We start from the raw sequence: 18,369 nt of genomic DNA on the forward strand, positions 1-18,369 counted from the left end.
CTAGTTTCGTTTTCACACGAAGCTAGCTTTTTTTGCGTGTAATGCATACGATTCATTTTTTATTGAATTCGTTTTCAATCATATGCCTCTTGTGCTAGGAAATGGTAACATAACGGAGGACTATTTGAGGAATAGAGGTGTTTGACGATGTCTGGAGCTATCATCGGTTATACAACAGCCTTGTATTCGTTAAAGGCAGACATATCCATAAAAAAAGAACAAATCATCGAACTGAGCATATGTCGAAAAGAAGTGAAAGAGGCAAAAATGGCCTTGTCAGATGCGAGCAAGAACATCACGCGTCCAGACCTTACTTCACATACATGGTTTGGCCACTTGGCAGATACGTTTGATAGCCTTAGGGAAGAGATGAAATCGGTTAGTCAAGAGATAAAGGATGCACAGCTCACCAATCTATTGAATCGAATTGATGAAAAAATCAATGACTTGACAGCAGATATCCATTCATTAGAACGTGATATTCATACAGTTGAAAGAAAGATAGAAAAAGAGAATCAAAAACAACTGGAAGAAAAACGAGGAAAATAAAATGAGCAAAGAAATTAAAATAGATGCCAGTGAGGCGAAAAAAGCATTAAAAAATGTAAAACAAGCAGGCGCTCATGTCCATTCAACACTTCCAAAAACCATCAAAGGGAAAAATGAGCTCTCCACCACAGAACAGATAGAAAAGATCAACCAGCAATTGAATGAACTAAGTACATCCTATATAGAGATACTTCAGAAACAGCTTGTACAAACAGAACAAGCCGTGAGCACCATGATTGAAACGGACAAATCGCTTGCTTCTAGTCATAAAAGAAAATAAAGGAGAACGGAATGAAAACCCTTGACGCCTTTGCGCTAATCAATGGAATTGACCAAACACTGAATTCGTTAAAGCAGCAATCACAAAACATCAGCTCACTAGAAAAACAAATCGACCACATCATCTCACTTGATGATGCACTAAAGGGAGAGGCAGGGCAAGCCATTCGAGCATTTTATACAGAATGCCATATTCCTTTCTTGCAATTCTTTCAGGTTGTCATTGAGGAATACAGTTCTGCACTCAAAAAAACAAAGCAGGCACTTCATGCCCTTGAATCAAATCAACACGGTTTTATTTCACAAACATTTATTGAACACGAACTTGATTCAGGTTTAAAAAAAGCGGAGCGAGCGATTTCTGACATCGTATCAGATGTAAGCCAGGCGATCGGCAGGGTCAGTCATATCGTTCACTTGCCTCATGTAGACGAGTCTGCGTTTCAACAGAGCTATCAAAAAGCGTGGCTTGAGACATCCAGAACCATTGGACTGCTCCATGCCTTTGACAGAGAACAAACAAGTGCTATGAATGAAACAACAAGTGCATTGCAAACAATGAAACAATACATAAACACCTTAAGCACCATGTTCACCGGCCCAAAAATCGAGATCACCAGCTATCAAAAGGGATCTATTTTCAAAGACACAAAAGAAGAAAAAGTAAGAAGCACGACCAGTGGATTGAATGACAAAATAGACAACCCGAAAGACAATCCGATGATGATCATGCTGAAGAAATTGGGTGAGAAAGAACAGGCAAATGTGAGGACGGTGGTTCATAGAGACACCCTCCGAAACGTCAACAAGCAAGTCAAAGCAAACGATCCATGGCTTACGACATTACAAAAAGAAGTTGTGAGCGGGAAAAGTAAGATTCTTAGAGACATCAGGGTCGTAAATGGTAAACTATATAACGTAAAAGGCATCAAAAAGCTAAAAGAATTCGACATCGCTGATGAAGTAATCACAGATCCGTCGGACATTGATTTTATAGGCGGGAGATACACCGTTTATGCCAATAAACAAATCATTCGAACGTATATCGCAAACGACGAAGTAAGAATAGAAGAAGTCGACAACATCCCAGAAAGCCGCAGCCACGGAAATGCCAAACGCATACTAGACGGTGAAGTTGTCTCAACCGCCGAAAACATCATTTTAGAATACAGCGGCATCTATGACGGATACCGAGCGGTTACTGGTAAAGACCCAGAAACTAGCGAAAATATTAGTAGCACAGATCAAGCCCTATCCGCAGCCTCTATCATCCCATTTATGAAAATCATTAAAGGCGGGAAATATGTCTTTAAGATTGATCAAGGGAAGAATGTGGTAAAGAGGGTTGAGAAGACGGCTAAAGGTGCGGGTGAACTTAATAAGGATTTAGCAAAAGCTTATCTTAGGGATATAGAGGCTAAAACTGGACGTAAGGTTAATAAAGATCAAATTCATCTTATTAAAGAAGCCTTAAGAAACAAAAACTATGAAAAATTGACACCAAAAGAGACTGCTAAGCATAGAAGCAAATTTACATCGAGCTTGAAAGATAAATTAATTGCAGAGTGGGAAGAAAAAACCAAACAAAAGTGGCCAAGATATACAGAAGAAGTACTTGATAAGAATGGAGAGGTTGCTCGGAGGGTTGGTCAACCGTATGATGCTCATCATATCATAGAGAACAACTTTGGTGGCGCCCATGAGTGGTGGAATATTCATCCGGCTAAATATCCTAACGAACATCAATCAGGGATACATGGAAAGGGAGCTCCATCAGGTAAACTATTTCCAAGGAGGTAAAATAGCATATGGCTAATTTTAAATTTATTAATGAACTAGAAAATAAAACTTATAAGGTATCTGAAGATGACATTTTAAAAGCTGAACAAAGAATGGACATAAGTTTTCCAAATGATTTAAGACAATTATATTTAGAAATTGGCTATGGTTTTATTAAAGGTCAAAGTGCTAACTCAATAAATAGAATTATGGGACCAGGGACAGTAGCAGATATTAGATTAAGAGAAGGTGTTTTTGAATTTGATCCAGATTTAGATGGACTTTTTGATGATGAAAATAAACTTATTTTTTTTGAAGTAAACGAAGGTGTTTATATTTCATTAGATTTAAAATTAGTTAATAATCCAGTATATTATTTTGATACTCAAATAGCTGAATCGTTAGAGGATTTTTTCAAAAAGTTTCTCAATAATAATGAATATTATCTAGATTTAATTGAGGATTAGACTTAATCGGAATAAATAGTGAAAATCAATTGACCTTGAATGGCTATGACTTGCTTTTCAAGGTTTTTTACTTTATTTTAATCAACTACTTTACGCGAATAATATCACTTTGCATGGCAATAAATAAAGAACTGTTGTCATAGATAGAACTGCTGTCTATTGTTCTAGAAAAAGGTGAAATAGGTCTGATATCTAGAGGAATAAGGAAATATCAAGTTTTGTAGTAGGTAGTAAAACAGGGAAAGGAATGCATATGGAACATAAACAACACAAAAACAAAAAAACATTTAACTGGCTATTAAGTATCAGGTTTTCTTCTTGTCATTGGGACAGCTTTGATGAGAGGAGTTTCATTCTCAGATGCCGAATATCGAGGTTTCCCCATTGATTGGCTAGTTCTACACTCACATCATGCCTTTGAATTTCTGTGGTTAGGTTTTATACTCGATGTGGCTATTTTCTATTTCATATTAAAGTTGCTCCTTCGGATGTATAAAAGTGTCATGAAAAAATTAGCCGCTTAAAATATAGGAGGCTTTCAAAAATGATCAATCTATTTCAAATCCAAAATCTGAACATGAAAGAGCCAGCAAGTGAGATACATATCAAAGAGGCAGAAGCTGAACTAAATTTGATTTTCCCCTATGTCTATAAGACCTTACTAAAACAATCAAATGGATGTTCCATAGGCGGCGACCTGCTTCTATACGGAACTGAGGACATAGTGGAACGCAATGCAACGTGGGAAGTTCATCATTATGCCAGCTGCTATGTAGCCATTGGTGACGATGGCGGCGGGCAAGTATTTCTTATGCGGCAGGAAGAAGAGGAGAAAACAGTGTGGATTGTCGATGCTGCTGTGATAGACCCTCAGCATGCGGAATTGGTGGCTGAAGACTTGTTGAGTTGGGTCAGTGAGGGCTGTTACATAGAAGTTTAGTCTATTAAGGAGATGATCGATTTGCCGTGGAACACATTGATCGCTGCATGCCTCGTGGTTGGGATTCCTGTCGTTTTGATTGCAACTGTTTATTTCATCGCAAAAAGGAAGAACAAGAAAACCAAAGCATCCAGTTGAAAAACTCTGTGACGTTCCTTGTCATAGAGCTTTTTTCTCTCTCATTCTCCCCCCATGTTATAATAAACACAGTTTATGAACGAGAGGATATGCAGGACATGAAAAATGAACCTATTGAGTTACTGACACAGCCGAAATGGCGAATCATAGATCAATCGAGCCTCGGTCTTTATGTGGACCCGAAGCAATCCTTTGCGATGGATGATACGCTTTGTGCGTCGGTTGGGAAGGGTCTCTCACCAGCGACAGCGCGTTCTTGGGTACATCACAATACGATTGTGCTTGGGATTCAGGATACAAGACTTCCATTTCTGCAAGATGGCGTGAAACTGCTTGAGGAAGAGGGCTATCGCGTCATTGTACGCAATTCAGGCGGCCTTGCTGTGGTGCTGGATGAAGGTGTCTTGAATGTATCGTTAATTTTTGCGGAACAAAAGAAGGGCATTGATATTGACCGCGGGTATGATGCGATGGTGGAATTGGTCCGCCGGATGCTGTCTAAGTATGAGGTGGACATTGAAGCTTATGAGATTGTCGGCTCTTATTGTCCGGGCAGCTACGATCTAAGCATCAATGGAAAGAAATTTGCAGGCATTTCTCAGCGTAGATTACGCGGTGGAGTCGCTGTGCAAATTTATTTGTGTGCAGATGGAAGCGGGCGGGAACGTGCCGACTTGATCCGCCGTTTTTATGACGCCGCCTTAAAAGACAAACGAGAAGAAGTGAAGGCCGTATTTCCTGATATACATCCAGATACGATGGCGTCTTTATCAGAATTAACTGGAGAACCAATTGATTGCGCGCTTCTTATGCGTCTTTTACTAGAAGAGCTTCAAATGCTCAGTGATCAGCTGACAGCGTCAGGACTGAACGCAGAAGAACAACTGGAATTTGAGAAAAACATGACGCGGATGATTGAGCGGAATGAAAAGGTGTTTTCGTAAAAAGAAAGGAAGGGTTCTGGTGAAATCCAAAAACGGCGGTTACCTCTATTTACTATGGCTTCCTGTCATCATGGGAGCCGGCTACGGCATTTCGCTTTTGGTGCCGTTTCTTCAGCCTGTACTGACACTTGGCATCGCAGGCCTTTATCTTTTTATATTTGGTGATTTTCAGGTGAGACAAGTCAGGTATATTTTTATGTTCGTCTTTTTGATTAATGTCCTTTTTAGTGTGATGCTATTTTTGGGCATTTAAAAAAGTGCTGCCCGCAGATGGGGAGCACTTTTGGTTATTCTGCCATTTTTTCGAGGTTGCCGTTCCGGTCCATTTTAAAGGTTGGAGCGGCAGTGTCGTCCTCTTCAAACAAAACTAGTTTTCTTGCACGGTTCATGATTTTGACAAGTGTTTCATAATCTTCTTGAATGGTGAGCTGATCCTTTTCAAGCTTTTTCACTTCCGCTTCTAGCTGCGTGACTTTATGTGAAAGTTCGTTATTTTCTCGTTTTAACCGGCTGTTTTCCATGCGTAAGGCAGATGATTGCTGTCCATCGCCTTCATAGCGGCGCAAGAAATCAATGACATCTTCGATGGTTAAATCCTGTTGCTGCCTAAAAGGGTTGGCTTCTGGCTTTTTCTCTACGACATGAGAAGCCTGTGACAATAAATGTGATAAACTAGCTAACTCTTCATTGTAGCTTTGATCCACAAACTGGAGCTGCTCGGCTGTTTCAGATGCTGGTGCAAACGTTTCTTCCTGCGCTGGTTCCAGCTCCTGTGAGAATTCCTCTTGCGTGACCGTTTCTTCTACTTGCGGCTGATAGAGTAATCGTTTCTTTGCAGGCTGGCCATTGCCGAGTGCGCGCATCCGTTGTTTTCGCTGCTTTTTGGCAAGGGCTAACGCTTTTTCATATTGATGCCTCACAACAGCATTCCATCTAAAACCGCATGCCGCTGAGGTACGGTTCAGTTTGTCTCCTACTTCTTCAAACGCATTCAGCTGTGTACTGCCCTCTCTGACGTGACGTAAGACGGTTTCTGCCAAGAGGAGATCATCTTCCTCTGACCAAGCATCTTGTCTTTGTTTTGACATGTTTAAACCCCCATATGATTTGATGGTATTAGATTAGCCAAGTTCAAGAAAGTTTATACAAGTTTGCTAAAAGGATAGTGGAAAATACTAGCTTTTATGTAAGCACGTATCGGCGGTTACAATGCGTCTTGCAAGTCCAGCCGCTTCGATGTACAATGTTGGGTGGTATATTATGACTCTTGGTTGTCCAACTGTTTCATATAGAATGAAGTTCATCATTGAAAGGAAGCGTAAGACCATGGCTAATGAGTTTCGCGTATGTGACGATTGTGATGCGACGAACCTAAAGACGTTGCTGCCTCGACTCAAATCGGTTGACCCTGATGCAAAAATTGAGATTGGCTGTCAATCCTATTGTGGTCCAGGACGAAAAAAGGCTTTTGCGTTTGTAAACAATCGCCCATTATCCGCACCAACAGAAGATGAGTTACTCGAAAAGGTTCAAAAAAAAGTCAAATAAAGTCACTGAATGTGTTCAGTCGACCTAAAAAGAGGTCCGTCCCTGTCAGGTCGGGCTTTTTACGTCCGTGCAATCTTTGAGAACACATTCACCAGCAAATTCAAGGATGTTTTCGGGGAAAGTTACCCGATATAATAGAAACACGTCTTAAAAAAAGAGGGACGAAACGATGGCGTATCCAAAAGGGAAATTATCTGAGGAAAAGGTATTTAAAGATCCTGTGCACCGTTATGTTCACGTACGGGACGCATTAATATGGGATTTAATAGGAACAAGAGAATTTCAGCGCCTGCGACGAATTAAACAGCTAGGAACCACTTACTTGACGTTTCATGGTGCAGAACACAGCCGTTTCAATCATTCACTCGGTGTATACGAGATTGTGAGACGGATTGTGGATGATGTATTCAAAGGTCGGCCGGAATGGGATGAGGGAGAACGCGAGCTTGTACTGAGTGCAGCCTTGCTTCATGACCTCGGACATGGTCCATTTTCTCATTCCTTTGAAAAGGTCTTCCACTTAGACCATGAATCGTTTACAAGAGATATTATTTTAGGGCAAACCGAAGTCAATGAAGTGCTTCGCCGGGTTAGTGATGATTTCCCGAAGCATGTGGCAGAAGTGATTGCCAAAACGTATCAAAACAAACAGGTGGTCAGTTTGATCTCAAGTCAAATTGACGCCGACCGTATGGACTATTTGCAGCGTGATGCCTACTATACAGGCGTCAGCTACGGCCATTTTGATATGGAACGTATTTTGCGCGTGATGCGTCCGAGAGAAGATCAGATTGTGATGAAGCAGAGCGGGATGCATGCGGTCGAGGATTATATTATGAGCCGCTATCAAATGTACTGGCAAGTTTATTTCCACCCAGTGACACGCAGTGCGGAAGTCATTTTAACGAAAATTCTCCATCGTGCAAAAGAGCTGCATGAAACGGGCTATATTTTCACACATGCCCCTGTTCATTTTTATTCGATCTTTGAGGGGAATGTCACCACAGAGGACTATATTAAGCTGGATGAATCCATTGTCTTATTTTATTTTCAGGCGTGGGAAGACGAAGAAGATCACGTGCTGGCTGATTTGTGCCGCCGTTTTATGAACCGCCGATTGTTCCAATATACAGAGTTTAATCCGAATGAAGAAATGACGAAATATTTCAAGCTGACCGCCTTGTTCAAGGAGGCAGGCATTGATCCTGACTATTATTTAGTCGTCGACTCTTCCTCTGACTTGCCCTACGACTTCTACAGACCAGGGGAGGAAGAAGAGAGACTGCCGATCCACCTTTTGACGCAAAGTGGTCATATTAAAGAGCTGTCGAGACAGTCAGATATTGTTGATGCCATTTCCGGTAAACGAAGAACCGATCATAAACTTTATTTCCCGATGGACTTAATTGTAGATATGTCGGAAAAAGCTGAAGAAAAGAAGGCGATCATGAAGCTGCTTGGATTGGGATAAGGAAGTACTGAAAAAGGAGATGTCGGGAATTTGTTGAAAGAGCATGCAAAGTTGATGAAGGTATTCTCTGAATCAGGGGAAATCGTTGGACGGAAGAAGCTGCAAAAGATGATTTACATAGCAAAAAAGCTAGATTTGCCTTTTTATGAGAAATACGATTTTCATTTTTATGGCCCCTATTCAGAGGAGTTGACGCTCAGAATTGAAGAGCTGTGCAACCTTGGATTCTTGGACGAAATGAAGGAAAAAAAGGGCGGATACTATCAATATCGCTATTCGCTGACGGACAATGGGAAAGAGTTTCTCGATCAGTGTGAAGTGGACATGCCTGACCTCAAAGTACTGACGCAGCAGATGAACGAGCAGTCGTCTCGTTTCCTAGAGCTCGTCTCCACAATTTTATACTTTGATGACCTGCCAGAAGATGAGGTAAAGGAAAAGGTCTTCACTATTAAAAGCAAGCAGCGCTATACGGACGAAGAATTTGAGGATGCTCTTGCTTATATTGATCAATTGAAGGAATTGAACTAGTTTCGCAAAAGCCCAGCATTTAGGGCTTTTTTTGTTTTGTAAGACCCAGACCAAAAGCGCTATTTTCCGATGAAATGAGTGCTGAAATATCCGAAAAATTAGTGAATATGACGTATTTCGACTTTTTTTCTGTGTATCCAATTCCCTGTTTTTGACTGAATAGAAGGAAAATGGTGAATTTTCAGTGAATATATAACCTTGTGAAAATCAAAGGAGGGATAGGAATGAAAAAGCGTTCAGTCTTTTTGTCATTTTTATTGGTAGGTAGTTTGTTACCGGGAGTAAGTTCAGCTTCAGCACCAGTCGCGAGTGCTGGTCATGGGCATGATCATGGTCATGCGCCGTTCGAAACACATATTAGTGAGGGGTTGCCAAAGGCAAACGATTTTAAAGATTTGACGAAAGCACCTCCAATTGAACGAGATGTGAAAACAAAGGTATTAGATGAGTCTGGTAAGCAGGTAGGCTCTAGAACCTTTAAGGCGAATACAGGAGATTCTATTTCAACAAAGGCAAGTACAGGCAGTCAGAAAGTAACGGTCTATGCTGTAGCAGATGCGCAGTATCGTGCGAAATATAGTGACTGGCAGACGCGGATTGTCAGCATCATTGAGCAAGCAGACGTGACCTTTAACCGTGATCATGATGTGGACTTTGTCGTACAAGCCGTAGGATCTTGGACGTCTTCAGGATCAAATGCAGAGCAAATTTTATCTAACCTTTCGCGCAGCTTTGATGGCAGAGGATACGATTTTGTCACAGGATTTACAGCAAATCCAAACTTTGATGCGGGCGGAATCGCATATGTATACAATAGTGCACCGCGCGGAAGTGCATTTGCCGTCAACCTTGATCAAGGAACAGCGAATACAGCAAAAGCGGCTACGCATGAATACGGCCATAACTTTGGCTTACCGCATGACCCTCAAGGCAGCGGCATTGTCTGCTTAATGAATTATGATTATTCCTACACAGTCGATTTCTTTGATGCGGCTCATAAAAATCAAGTGAACCGTAACAAAGCGTGGTACAGATAAAATAAGAGACAAAAGGACAAACACCTATGTGCTTGTCCTTTTTTATGCTTACAGGTCGCTGATGCGTTTTCCTGCTACGGCATAGTGTTCTTTTTTCATTTCTTCAATAATGACAGAGACTTTTTCTGCACCTGCGCCTGTTGTTTCAACAACAGCATCAGTGACTTTCTCCACAAGAGCTCTTTTCTGCTCGTCTGTTCTTCCTTCTAGCATTTGAACGGTGACAATCGGCAATGCGAAAACCTCCTTTTTCCTTTTCGTGCTACGCTTCCCTTTAGTTTAAGGGACTTCTTATAGTATACTGAATGAAGTAAATCATTGTATAGAAAGAAAGAGGGATTCATGCCTTTGAACCAATTTCTTGTGTATCCATTAGAACTGATTCCATATGTCGCCATCACACTTGTTGTTGCATTTACGATGCACGAGCTGGCGCATGCATATGTTGCGTATCGTTTCGGAGACCCGACAGCTAAGAATCAAGGGAGACTCACGTTAAATCCACTGAAGCATCTCGATATATTCGGGACGATTTTAATCTTTGTCGCCGGGTTTGGCTGGGCGAGACCTGTGCCGGTGAATCGTTATCATTTTAAAAAACCGCGCTTAGCAGGAATCTGCGTCTCGATTGCAGGCCCTTTAAGTAACTTGGTGTTGGCGTTTCTAGGCTTTTTCGTGTATGTACTTCTTCAGAAATTTGGCGGGGAGTGGATCATGCGCTTTGAGCCGGGAGTCGATAATTTCTTCCGGATCTTTATTAACTTGAACGTCATTTTGTTCCTATTTAACTTATTGCCACTTCCGCCGCTGGATGGGTATCGTATTATTGAGGACGTTGTCAGCCCTGGTATCCGGGCGAAAATGACGCAATTTGAACAATATGGGATCATCATTTTTCTCATATTCGTGATCACGCCGCTAGGACAGTTTGTTTTTGGTCCATTGATCGGAATGCGGGATCAAATCATATACTGGTTTAATCTTATTTTGAAACCGCTGCTTTAGGAGGTCTAATGAATGGAAGGTAAAAAAAAGAAACCAATTGGTTTTAACATCATTAAAAAAACAGATGCAACCGACGGACACGGGGGCTTTGGAGCGGGTGCGCTCAGCCTTGATAACATTTCGCCAGTGATCATTGACGTAGAGGAAAAGGAAGCTGTCATTGATATTGGTGCGATGCATGCAAGAAGTGCCGTGGAAAAAGGAATTAAATTCTTGAAAAGCAAAGAAGAGGTGCCGAACGGAAAGCCGTATTGGCTCGTATGGGTGACCATTGACCGCAGAGAAGATGGCCCTTATTATGCGGGTGTGACGGCTTGTGAAATGACCGTCGACCGTTCAATCCGCCGCGGGTATAAGTCGCTTCCAGAGCATGTGAATTTAATGGATAAATCGATGAAGCGAAAAATCGTCGTCAGTCATATGGATGACGTATCGAAAAAGGTGCTGGCTGATTTCTTGAAGAGTCATAATGAAGCACTATGGGAAGCATCCACAGATGAATTAAAAGAAGGATTGTCTGTCTCTGAATAATTGTGAAATTTTTGTGAAGAATGGCGGATCGCTACCAATTCCAGCTGTTTTTTGAGTAAACTGGTATTAAAGCTAGGACATGGAGAATCCCGAGATGCAGATCTCGGGGTTTTTCATGTCCTTTTTTAACGTTTCAGCCACTTTTCCCACCATTTCTTTGGTTTTTGATCTTGAACCGGATCTTGTTCAGAGGCTTTGTCCTCAGCACCGTAGCAGACACCTGTCGGCTCCGTTCCTTCTATAAAATAGGTGAATACCTTTGATTCACATCCTGGGCCTGCCAGATCGCCGGTTTTTGGATTGATATACACACCTTTTACGCCGTCTGGCGGCATGAAGGAGGAGGCTGGCTGCTTCGAGAGGGCTGATTCCATAAAGGATGCCCATATCTTTTTTGCATAGGCTGTTTCTTCGACCGAGTCAATGGTGCGCCCTTTGTCATAGCCCGTCCACACACCCGCGACGAGCTGGGGAGAGAAGCCGATCATCCAGCTGTCGGCTCCTGTCGTTCCCGATTTTCCTCCGTATGTTCGCGTTAGATCCTTCATAATGGTGCGGCCAGTGACACTCGTATAGCCGTTTAACTGATCATTGAACATTCCTGACATCATATCGGTGGTAACAAATGCTGCCTTTTCATCTAGGACTTGCTCTCGTTTTTGTTTTTCTTCATAAAGCACGTTGCCTTTTGCGTCCGTTACTTTCGTAATAAAGGTTGGTTTGACGCGTTTTCCGCCGTTGACCAGCATGGCGTAAGCATTGGTCATTTCAATTGGTTTGACAGGGGACGTGCCAAGGGCAAGTGATGGCACTTGATCTAGTTTTTCGTTGATTCCAAATGTTTTGCCAGCACGTACAAGCTGCTCCATTCCTAAAAATAGATGGGTTTTCACGGCATAAATATTATCAGACAGCGCCAAGGCTTGAAGCATGGTAATGCCGTCATTGGCGTAATAGCCATGATAATTGCTTGGTGAATAAGCAGCACCGCTTCCTTGATCATCGAGCTCAAAAACCGTTTCTTCACTGCGCATGACGGTTGCTGGTGTAAACCCATTCTGCAAGGCAATGTAATAGAGGAGAGGTTTCATTGTTGAACCGGGCTGTCTTTTCGCCTGTGTCACCCGATTGAATGGACTTTTCTCATAATCTCTTCCCCCGATGAGGGCGAGTACATGACCTGTTTGGGGATGGATAGCGGTAAAGCCGATTTGGATGTCTGATTTCGAATATATTGTGTTTTTTAACGTCTTCTCTGCGATTTTCTGTAACTCTGGATTTAAAGTCGTTTGGATATGAAGTCCATAGGTTTCAATCTGTTCCTCAGTTAACCCCAAGCTTTGTTTCAACTCACGAATCACATCATCATAAAAATACGGGGCTTGCTTTGCTTGCAGCTGCTTCTGCTGCAAAGGGCGATAGGACAGTTTTTCTTTCGCGGCTTCAGCGGCTGCCTTTTTCGTAATCATGCCGTCCTCTTGCATTTGCCTCAGAATCATATTCTTTCTTGCGCCGGCTTTCTCTTCATTCACATAAGGGGAATAGAGAGAAGGGCCCTTTGGGATACCGGCAAGTAAGGCAGATTCGGCGAGGGTCAAATTCTTCGCTTTTTTCCCGAAATACAGACGGGACGCCGCTTCCACGCCGTACGCTCCGTGACCATAATAAATGGTGTTCAAGTATCCTTCTAAAATCTCATCTTTTGTATAGTTTTGTTCTAAGCGGATCGTGTAAAAGGCTTCATTCCACTTCCGCTTCCACGTTTTATCATGATCTAAATACAGGTTTCGTGCATATTGCTGGGTGATCGTGCTGGCTCCTTGTACCTTAGCCATGGCACGAATATCAGCCACTGCAGCACCTGCCATCCGTTTCACATCAAAGCCATGATGCTCATAAAAAGTTTTATCCTCAACAGCTACAGCTGCCTGCCTGATATGAGAGGACATGTCCTTTAATGGCACCCAATATCTCTTTTCTCCAAAGCTGGATTCTCCAAGCTTTGAACCATCGGCTGCATAAATGGTCGTGGATTGGGGAACTTGAACAGAAGGGGCACCTTGCCATTTGGCAAGTAAAAGAATCGTCAAAAAGACAGTGCCTGCAAATAGAAAAGCGAGCAAGCCGATAAAAAAACAGGCTCGAATCGTTTTCACGGTCATGCGGATTTTTTTATTACTCATGATTGTGTCCATGCAAAGCCCCCATTTTGACGGTTTTTTATCAGTATGGAACAAAGAAAACCGTTTTAAACAAATGATTGCAAGAGCGTGCATTAAAATTGAAGAGAACTCATGCGGTTCTTTACAATTTGATATGAATCCACTATACTTTTTTCTTGGACAATCGATATAGTCATAGCCGATAAAGGCGCTAACAATAGATGTTTGTTTATTATTGGATGAGAGGAAGATGGACAATGAGCGAACTTTGGTATACAGAGAAGCAAACGAAGAATTTTGGTATTACATTGAAGGTGAACAAAACCCTTCACACAGAACAAACAGATTTTCAGCATTTAGAAATGGTGGAAACAGAAGAGTTTGGCAATATGCTGTTTTTAGACGGTATGGTGATGACATCTGAGAAAGATGAGTTTGTATACCACGAAATGGTGGCACATGTTCCTCTTTTCACTCATCCAAATCCGGAAAATGTTCTTGTCGTAGGTGGAGGAGACGGCGGTGTCATTCGTGAAATCCTGAAGCATCCAAGTGTGAAGAAAGCGACACTTGTTGATATTGATGGAAAAGTCATCGAATACTCGAAGAAATTCCTTCCTTCTATTGCTGGAAAACTAGACGATCCTCGTGTGGATGTCAAAGTCGGAGACGGCTTTATGCACATTGCTGAAGCTGACAATGAGTATGATGTCATCATGGTGGACTCAACTGAACCAGTTGGGCCAGCTGTGAACCTGTTCTCTAAAGGATTTTACGCAGGAATCTCAAAAGCACTTAAAGAAGACGGTATTTTCGTGGCACAAACGGACAACCCTTGGTTCACACCTGAGCTGATTACAAATGTACAGCGTGATGTGAAAGAAATTTTCCCAATCACGAAGCTTTACACAGCGAATATTCCAACGTATCCAAGTGGTCTTTGGACATTTACCATCGGTTCTAAAAAATATGATCCACTTGCTGTAGAAGACAGCCGTTTCTTTGATATTGAAACTAAATATTACACAAAAGAATTGCACAAAGCGGCATTCGTTCTGCCGAAATTTGTGAGCGACTTAATCAAATAAATCAAGCGGAATGGACATGCGCAAATGACGGTTTGCGCATTTTTTGAGGCGTAAAAGGAGGAATCTTGCATGAGATTCGACGAGGCTTATTCAGGAAAAGTGTTTATTGGAAGTCATCCGGCATGGGAAGATGCAAAAGTCATTTTATACGGTATGCCGATGGACTGGACCGTCAGTTACCGGCCAGGCTCACGTTTTGGCCCAAACCGTATTCGTGAAGTTTCGATTGGTTTAGAGGAATACAGCCCTTATTTAGATCGTGAGCTGCACGAGGTGCCATTCTTTGATGCCGGTGATATTCCACTTCCTTTTGGAAATGCACAGAAAAGCTTAGACTTAATTGAAGAATATGTCGACAGCATTTTAGAAAAAGGGAAGTTTCCATTAGGAATGGGCGGCGAGCATCTTGTATCTTGGCCGGTTTTCCGTGCGATGCATAAGAAATACCCTGATTTAGCGATCATCCATATGGACGCACATACGGATCTTCGTGAGGAATACGAGGGTGAGCCGCTGTCTCATTCAACACCGATTCGTAAAGTAGCAGGACTCATTGGACCTGAAAATGTGTTCTCTTTCGGGATTCGTTCTGGAATGAAAGAAGAATTCGAATGGGCAAAAGAAGCGGGCATGCACATTTCTAAATTTGAAGTGCTGGAGCCATTGAAGCAAGTATTGCCAAAGCTGAAGGGGCGTCCAGTTTATGTGACGATCGACATTGATGTATTAGACCCGGCTCATGCACCTGGTACAGGCACGGTGGATGCTGGCGGTATTACATCAAAAGAGCTGCTTGCATCTATCCATGCGATTGCAGGATCTGATGTCCAAGTAGTCGGTGCAGACCTTGTTGAGGTAGCACCTGTATATGATCATTCTGACCAAACAGCGAATACAGCGAGCAAGCTTTTACGCGAAATGCTGCTTGGATTTGTGAAATAACACCTTGATAGAGGAGCTTGTCATCTCATGTGGACAAGCTCTTTTTTTACATGGAAAAGGAGGCAGTTCATGTTTTCTTCTATATTGATGGTGCTTCTCGCTTTATGTGTGTTAGCGGCAGGCATTCTCACGCTGAAACGAGAGCTCAAAGCTGAGCCGCCCGTTTTTGCTTCGAAAAAGGAAGCAAAGGAAAAGATGATGGGGCTGTTTCAGGATCGAGGCTTTTTCTATCTGACGGCCATTGCGTTATTCATGCAGGTGGTATGTAAGCAGACGCAAATCGTGCCATTTGATTTTTTTCAGGTATTTTTGGCAAGTTCAGGCATACAAGCTCTTTTTTATTTAATCAACAGAAAAGACTTGGGCGTAAAGGCTGGATTGGTGGTATTAGTGAGTGTCCTGTTTCTTTTTTTCTAAAGGGATGGCGGAAGATCAAAAACGAAGTTTAATCGCCGTGAAGAAGAGAAATGATGGTATGATAGGCGATCATGAATATGGTATACTATTTTAGTTAAACGGGTCTTAGCAAAGGAAGTGCAAAATGACACAAAACCAAATTTCAATTCATGTCAAGTCAGTGATGAAACCAGAGACGGAGCCGGCTGAAACGATCGAATTCCGCACGACTGGAACGTATCAAGAGAAGAATGACAAAACGTATCTCACTTACCATGAAGAACATGAAATGGGTCAAGTAAAAACCGTTGTGAAAATGAGTGAAAAAGAAATTTTTGTCATGAGATCAGGTGCCATTCAAATGAAGCAGCGCTTTCTCATCGGAGAAACGACCGTCACACATTACACCATGCCCTTCGGTACACTACAGCTTGATGTACACACACATGGCATTGATCTAGATGTGGACAAGGGACTGCTGCACATTACGTACAATATGCTGACAGGGGAAGATCAAAAGCATTTACATACATTATCGATTTCGTATAAGGAGGATTTACGTTCATGAATATCGCAGAACAGGTCAAAGATGCGTTAAAAGAAGAAATCATTGCGGCAGTCGTCAAAGCAGGACTTGCTGATGAAAGCCAGGTACCAGATGTCCTTTTAGAAGTGCCGAAAGACAAAACTCACGGTGATTACTCCACCAACATGGCGATGCAGCTTGCCCGCATTGCGAAAAAAGCACCTCGCCAAATCGCAGAGGACATTGTCAATGCGTTTGATAAAGGGAAAGCTTCTATTGAAAAACTGGATATCGCAGGTCCAGGGTTCATTAACTTTTATATGAACAATCAGTATTTAACAAAGCTCATCCCAGCTGTCCTTGAAGCAAAAGAGGCATATGGCGAAACGAATACAGGCGGCGGCCAAAAGGTGCAAGTCGAATTCGTCTCAGCCAATCCGACAGGTGACCTTCACCTTGGACATGCCCGCGGAGCAGCTGTAGGTGATTCTCTTTGCAACATCCTTGATAAAGCAGGGTTCGAGGTGAGCCGTGAATACTATATCAACGATGCAGGGAATCAAATCAATAACCTCGCTTTATCTGTAGAAGTACGTTACTTTGAGGCACTAGGTCTTGAAAAAGAAATGCCTGAAGACGGCTACAGAGGAGAAGACATCAAAGGCATCGGGCAAAAACTGGCAGATGAATTTGGTGACCGTTTCGTGCATGAGCCAGAAGAAGACCGGATGATGTTCTTCCGTGAATACGGCTTGAAATACGAATTAGAGAAATTACGTGTAGACCTTGAGAATTTCCGTGTCCCATTTGATGTATGGTATTCAGAAACCTCTTTATATGAAAACGGAAAAATCGAACCAGCGCTGGAAACCCTTCGTGAAAAAGGCTATGTCTTTGAAGAAGATGGCGCAACGTGGCTGCGTTCAACTGATTTTGGCGATGACAAGGACCGCGTGCTGATTAAAAAAGACGGCAGCTTCACTTACTTGCTTCCAGACATCGCATATCATAAAGACAAACTAGACAGAGGCTTTGATCAGCTCATTAACATTTGGGGAGCAGACCATCACGGCTATATCCCTCGAATGAAAGCGGCGATTCAAGCACTTGGATATCCAGCTGGCAAGCTCGAAGTAGAAATCATTCAACTCGTTCACCTTTACAAAAACGGTGAAAAGATGAAAATGAGTAAGCGTACAGGAAAAGCTGTCACCATGCGTGACCTGATTGAAGAAGTAGGCTTAGATGCCACTCGTTATTTCTTTGCGATGAGAAGTGCGGCGACACACATGGACTTTGACCTAGACTTAGCCATCTCTACGTCTAACGAAAACCCTGTGTACTACGCACAATATGCACATGCGAGAATTTGCAGCATGCTGCGTCAAGGTGAAGAAAAGGGCTACGAGCCGAGCCTTGAAAAAGCAGATTTCTCTCACATTCAATCGGAAAAAGAGTACGATCTTCTCAAAATCATTGGCAGCTTCCCAGAAGTTGTAGCAGAAGCAGCTGAAAAGCGTATTCCGCACCGTGTAACGAACTATATTTATGACCTTGCATCAGCCCTTCACAGCTTCTACAATGCCGAGAAGGTCATTGATGTAGAAAACGAAACAAAAACAACAGCACGCCTATCACTGATGAAGGCGACACAAATTACACTAGCCAACGCATTAAAACTCATTGGCGTATCTGCACCGGAAAAAATGTAATGCAAAAAGCCCCGCTCTATTTTATGAGCGGGGCTTCTTTATATAAAAAACCCGCTATTCTCGAGAGATAGCGGGTTTTGAAAATTAACCAAGCGTATTAATAATGTTAGAAATAGAATCGAATAATTGACTAAGTACATCAGAGAACATGAGCGTATCCTCCTTTCAGAAAGCATGTAGTATGTGCGTGTCATTGGAATTACCCAAGTGTATTAATAATGTTAGAAATAGAATCGAATAATTGGCTAAGTACATCAGAAAACATAGTTTGTATCCTCCCTTCGGTAAGCATGTAGTATGTGTGCGTTAATTAGAATTATCCAA

The 18,369-nt window shown here is 42.2% G+C and carries 21 protein-coding genes; 18 read left to right on the plus strand and 3 right to left on the minus strand.

Going from position 1 to position 18,369, the window contains the following annotated elements; all coding sequences use genetic code 11:
- Positions 1-147 precede the first annotated feature (147 nt).
- From C6348_RS11100 to C6348_RS11135, 7 genes are all read left to right on the plus strand, one after another.
- A complete protein-coding gene (locus tag C6348_RS11100; protein WP_106043085.1) occupies positions 148-549 on the plus strand; it encodes a YwqH-like family protein in 402 nt (133 codons plus the stop codon).
- Position 550: 1 nt separating this feature from the next.
- Positions 551-829, plus strand: coding sequence for a YwqI/YxiC family protein (locus C6348_RS11105; protein ID WP_095285665.1), 279 nt, complete (start codon positions 551-553; stop codon positions 827-829).
- A gap of 11 nt (positions 830-840) precedes the next feature.
- Positions 841-2,628 (plus strand): T7SS effector LXG polymorphic toxin, encoded by a 1,788-nt coding sequence (locus tag C6348_RS11110; protein WP_106043087.1) that lies wholly within the window; start codon positions 841-843, stop codon positions 2,626-2,628.
- An 8-nt stretch (positions 2,629-2,636) separates the two neighbouring features.
- Positions 2,637-3,074, plus strand: a complete 438-nt coding sequence (locus C6348_RS11115) for an SMI1/KNR4 family protein (RefSeq protein ID WP_060597516.1) — start codon at positions 2,637-2,639, stop codon at positions 3,072-3,074.
- Positions 3,075-3,618: 544 nt separating this feature from the next.
- Positions 3,619-4,014: an SMI1/KNR4 family protein gene (locus tag C6348_RS11125; protein WP_106043089.1), complete on the plus strand. Its 396-nt coding sequence runs from the start codon at positions 3,619-3,621 to the stop codon at positions 4,012-4,014.
- Between the two features lie 236 nt (positions 4,015-4,250).
- The gene (gene lipL, locus C6348_RS11130) at positions 4,251-5,096 is read left to right on the plus strand and encodes an octanoyl-[GcvH]:protein N-octanoyltransferase (RefSeq protein WP_106043227.1); all 846 of its coding nucleotides are present in this window, start codon (positions 4,251-4,253) and stop codon (positions 5,094-5,096) included.
- 19 nt (positions 5,097-5,115) lie between these two features.
- Positions 5,116-5,349 (plus strand): DUF5970 family protein, encoded by a 234-nt coding sequence (locus tag C6348_RS11135; protein WP_034660341.1) that lies wholly within the window; start codon positions 5,116-5,118, stop codon positions 5,347-5,349.
- 34 nt (positions 5,350-5,383) lie between these two features.
- On the opposite strand, the gene C6348_RS11140 is transcribed toward C6348_RS11135, so the two are convergent.
- Positions 5,384-6,184: an RsfA family transcriptional regulator gene (locus C6348_RS11140; RefSeq protein WP_034660339.1), complete on the minus strand. Its 801-nt coding sequence runs from the start codon at positions 6,182-6,184 to the stop codon at positions 5,384-5,386.
- Positions 6,185-6,422: 238 nt separating this feature from the next.
- Between C6348_RS11140 and C6348_RS11145 the strand changes: the two genes are divergently transcribed.
- The 4 genes from C6348_RS11145 (at position 6,423) to C6348_RS11160 (ending at position 9,683) form a co-directional block, all read left to right on the plus strand.
- Positions 6,423-6,644: a YuzB family protein gene (locus C6348_RS11145; protein WP_003215259.1), complete on the plus strand. Its 222-nt coding sequence runs from the start codon at positions 6,423-6,425 to the stop codon at positions 6,642-6,644.
- Between the two features lie 169 nt (positions 6,645-6,813).
- Positions 6,814-8,115, plus strand: coding sequence for an HD domain-containing protein (locus C6348_RS11150; RefSeq protein WP_007497716.1), 1,302 nt, complete (start codon positions 6,814-6,816; stop codon positions 8,113-8,115).
- 30 nt (positions 8,116-8,145) lie between these two features.
- On the plus strand, positions 8,146-8,646 hold the full coding sequence (locus C6348_RS11155; RefSeq protein ID WP_012011603.1) for a YwgA family protein: 501 nt from the start codon (positions 8,146-8,148) through the stop codon (positions 8,644-8,646).
- 224 nt (positions 8,647-8,870) lie between these two features.
- Entirely contained in the window at positions 8,871-9,683 is an 813-nt protein-coding gene (locus tag C6348_RS11160; RefSeq protein ID WP_106043091.1) for a zinc-dependent metalloprotease, read from the plus strand.
- 48 nt (positions 9,684-9,731) lie between these two features.
- On the opposite strand, the gene C6348_RS11165 is transcribed toward C6348_RS11160, so the two are convergent.
- Positions 9,732-9,917 carry a 2-hydroxymuconate tautomerase gene (locus C6348_RS11165; protein ID WP_012011601.1) on the minus strand — a complete coding sequence of 62 codons (186 nt, stop codon included), beginning with the start codon at positions 9,915-9,917 and terminating at the stop codon, positions 9,732-9,734.
- A gap of 114 nt (positions 9,918-10,031) precedes the next feature.
- Here C6348_RS11165 and C6348_RS11170 point away from each other — a divergent pair, with 114 nt between their 5' ends.
- On the plus strand, positions 10,032-10,688 hold the full coding sequence (locus C6348_RS11170) for a site-2 protease family protein (RefSeq protein WP_223251561.1): 657 nt from the start codon (positions 10,032-10,034) through the stop codon (positions 10,686-10,688).
- A gap of 12 nt (positions 10,689-10,700) precedes the next feature.
- A complete protein-coding gene (locus C6348_RS11175) occupies positions 10,701-11,219 on the plus strand; it encodes a YwhD family protein (protein ID WP_106043095.1) in 519 nt (172 codons plus the stop codon).
- Positions 11,220-11,344: 125 nt separating this feature from the next.
- On the opposite strand, the gene C6348_RS11180 is transcribed toward C6348_RS11175, so the two are convergent.
- Positions 11,345-13,414, minus strand: a complete 2,070-nt coding sequence (locus tag C6348_RS11180) for a transglycosylase domain-containing protein (RefSeq protein ID WP_106043097.1) — start codon at positions 13,412-13,414, stop codon at positions 11,345-11,347.
- 224 nt (positions 13,415-13,638) lie between these two features.
- Between C6348_RS11180 and speE the strand changes: the two genes are divergently transcribed.
- The 5 genes from speE (at position 13,639) to argS (ending at position 18,045) form a co-directional block, all read left to right on the plus strand.
- Complete coding sequence (gene speE / locus C6348_RS11185; protein ID WP_012011597.1) at positions 13,639-14,469, plus strand: spermidine synthase; 831 nt, start codon at positions 13,639-13,641, stop codon at positions 14,467-14,469.
- A gap of 69 nt (positions 14,470-14,538) precedes the next feature.
- Positions 14,539-15,411 (plus strand): agmatinase, encoded by an 873-nt coding sequence (gene speB, locus C6348_RS11190; RefSeq protein WP_106043099.1) that lies wholly within the window; start codon positions 14,539-14,541, stop codon positions 15,409-15,411.
- A gap of 69 nt (positions 15,412-15,480) precedes the next feature.
- Positions 15,481-15,828 (plus strand): hypothetical protein, encoded by a 348-nt coding sequence (locus tag C6348_RS11195; protein WP_106043101.1) that lies wholly within the window; start codon positions 15,481-15,483, stop codon positions 15,826-15,828.
- Between the two features lie 124 nt (positions 15,829-15,952).
- A complete protein-coding gene (locus tag C6348_RS11200; protein ID WP_106043103.1) occupies positions 15,953-16,375 on the plus strand; it encodes a YwiB family protein in 423 nt (140 codons plus the stop codon).
- Positions 16,372-18,045 (plus strand): arginine--tRNA ligase, encoded by a 1,674-nt coding sequence (argS, locus tag C6348_RS11205; RefSeq protein WP_106043105.1) that lies wholly within the window; start codon positions 16,372-16,374, stop codon positions 18,043-18,045. Before C6348_RS11200 ends, argS begins: the two co-directional genes overlap by 4 nt.
- The last annotated feature ends 324 nt before the right edge of the window (positions 18,046-18,369 follow it).

The sequence above is a fragment of the Bacillus sp. YBWC18 genome (genome assembly GCF_002998775.1).
GTDB lineage: Bacteria > Bacillota > Bacilli > Bacillales > Bacillaceae > Bacillus.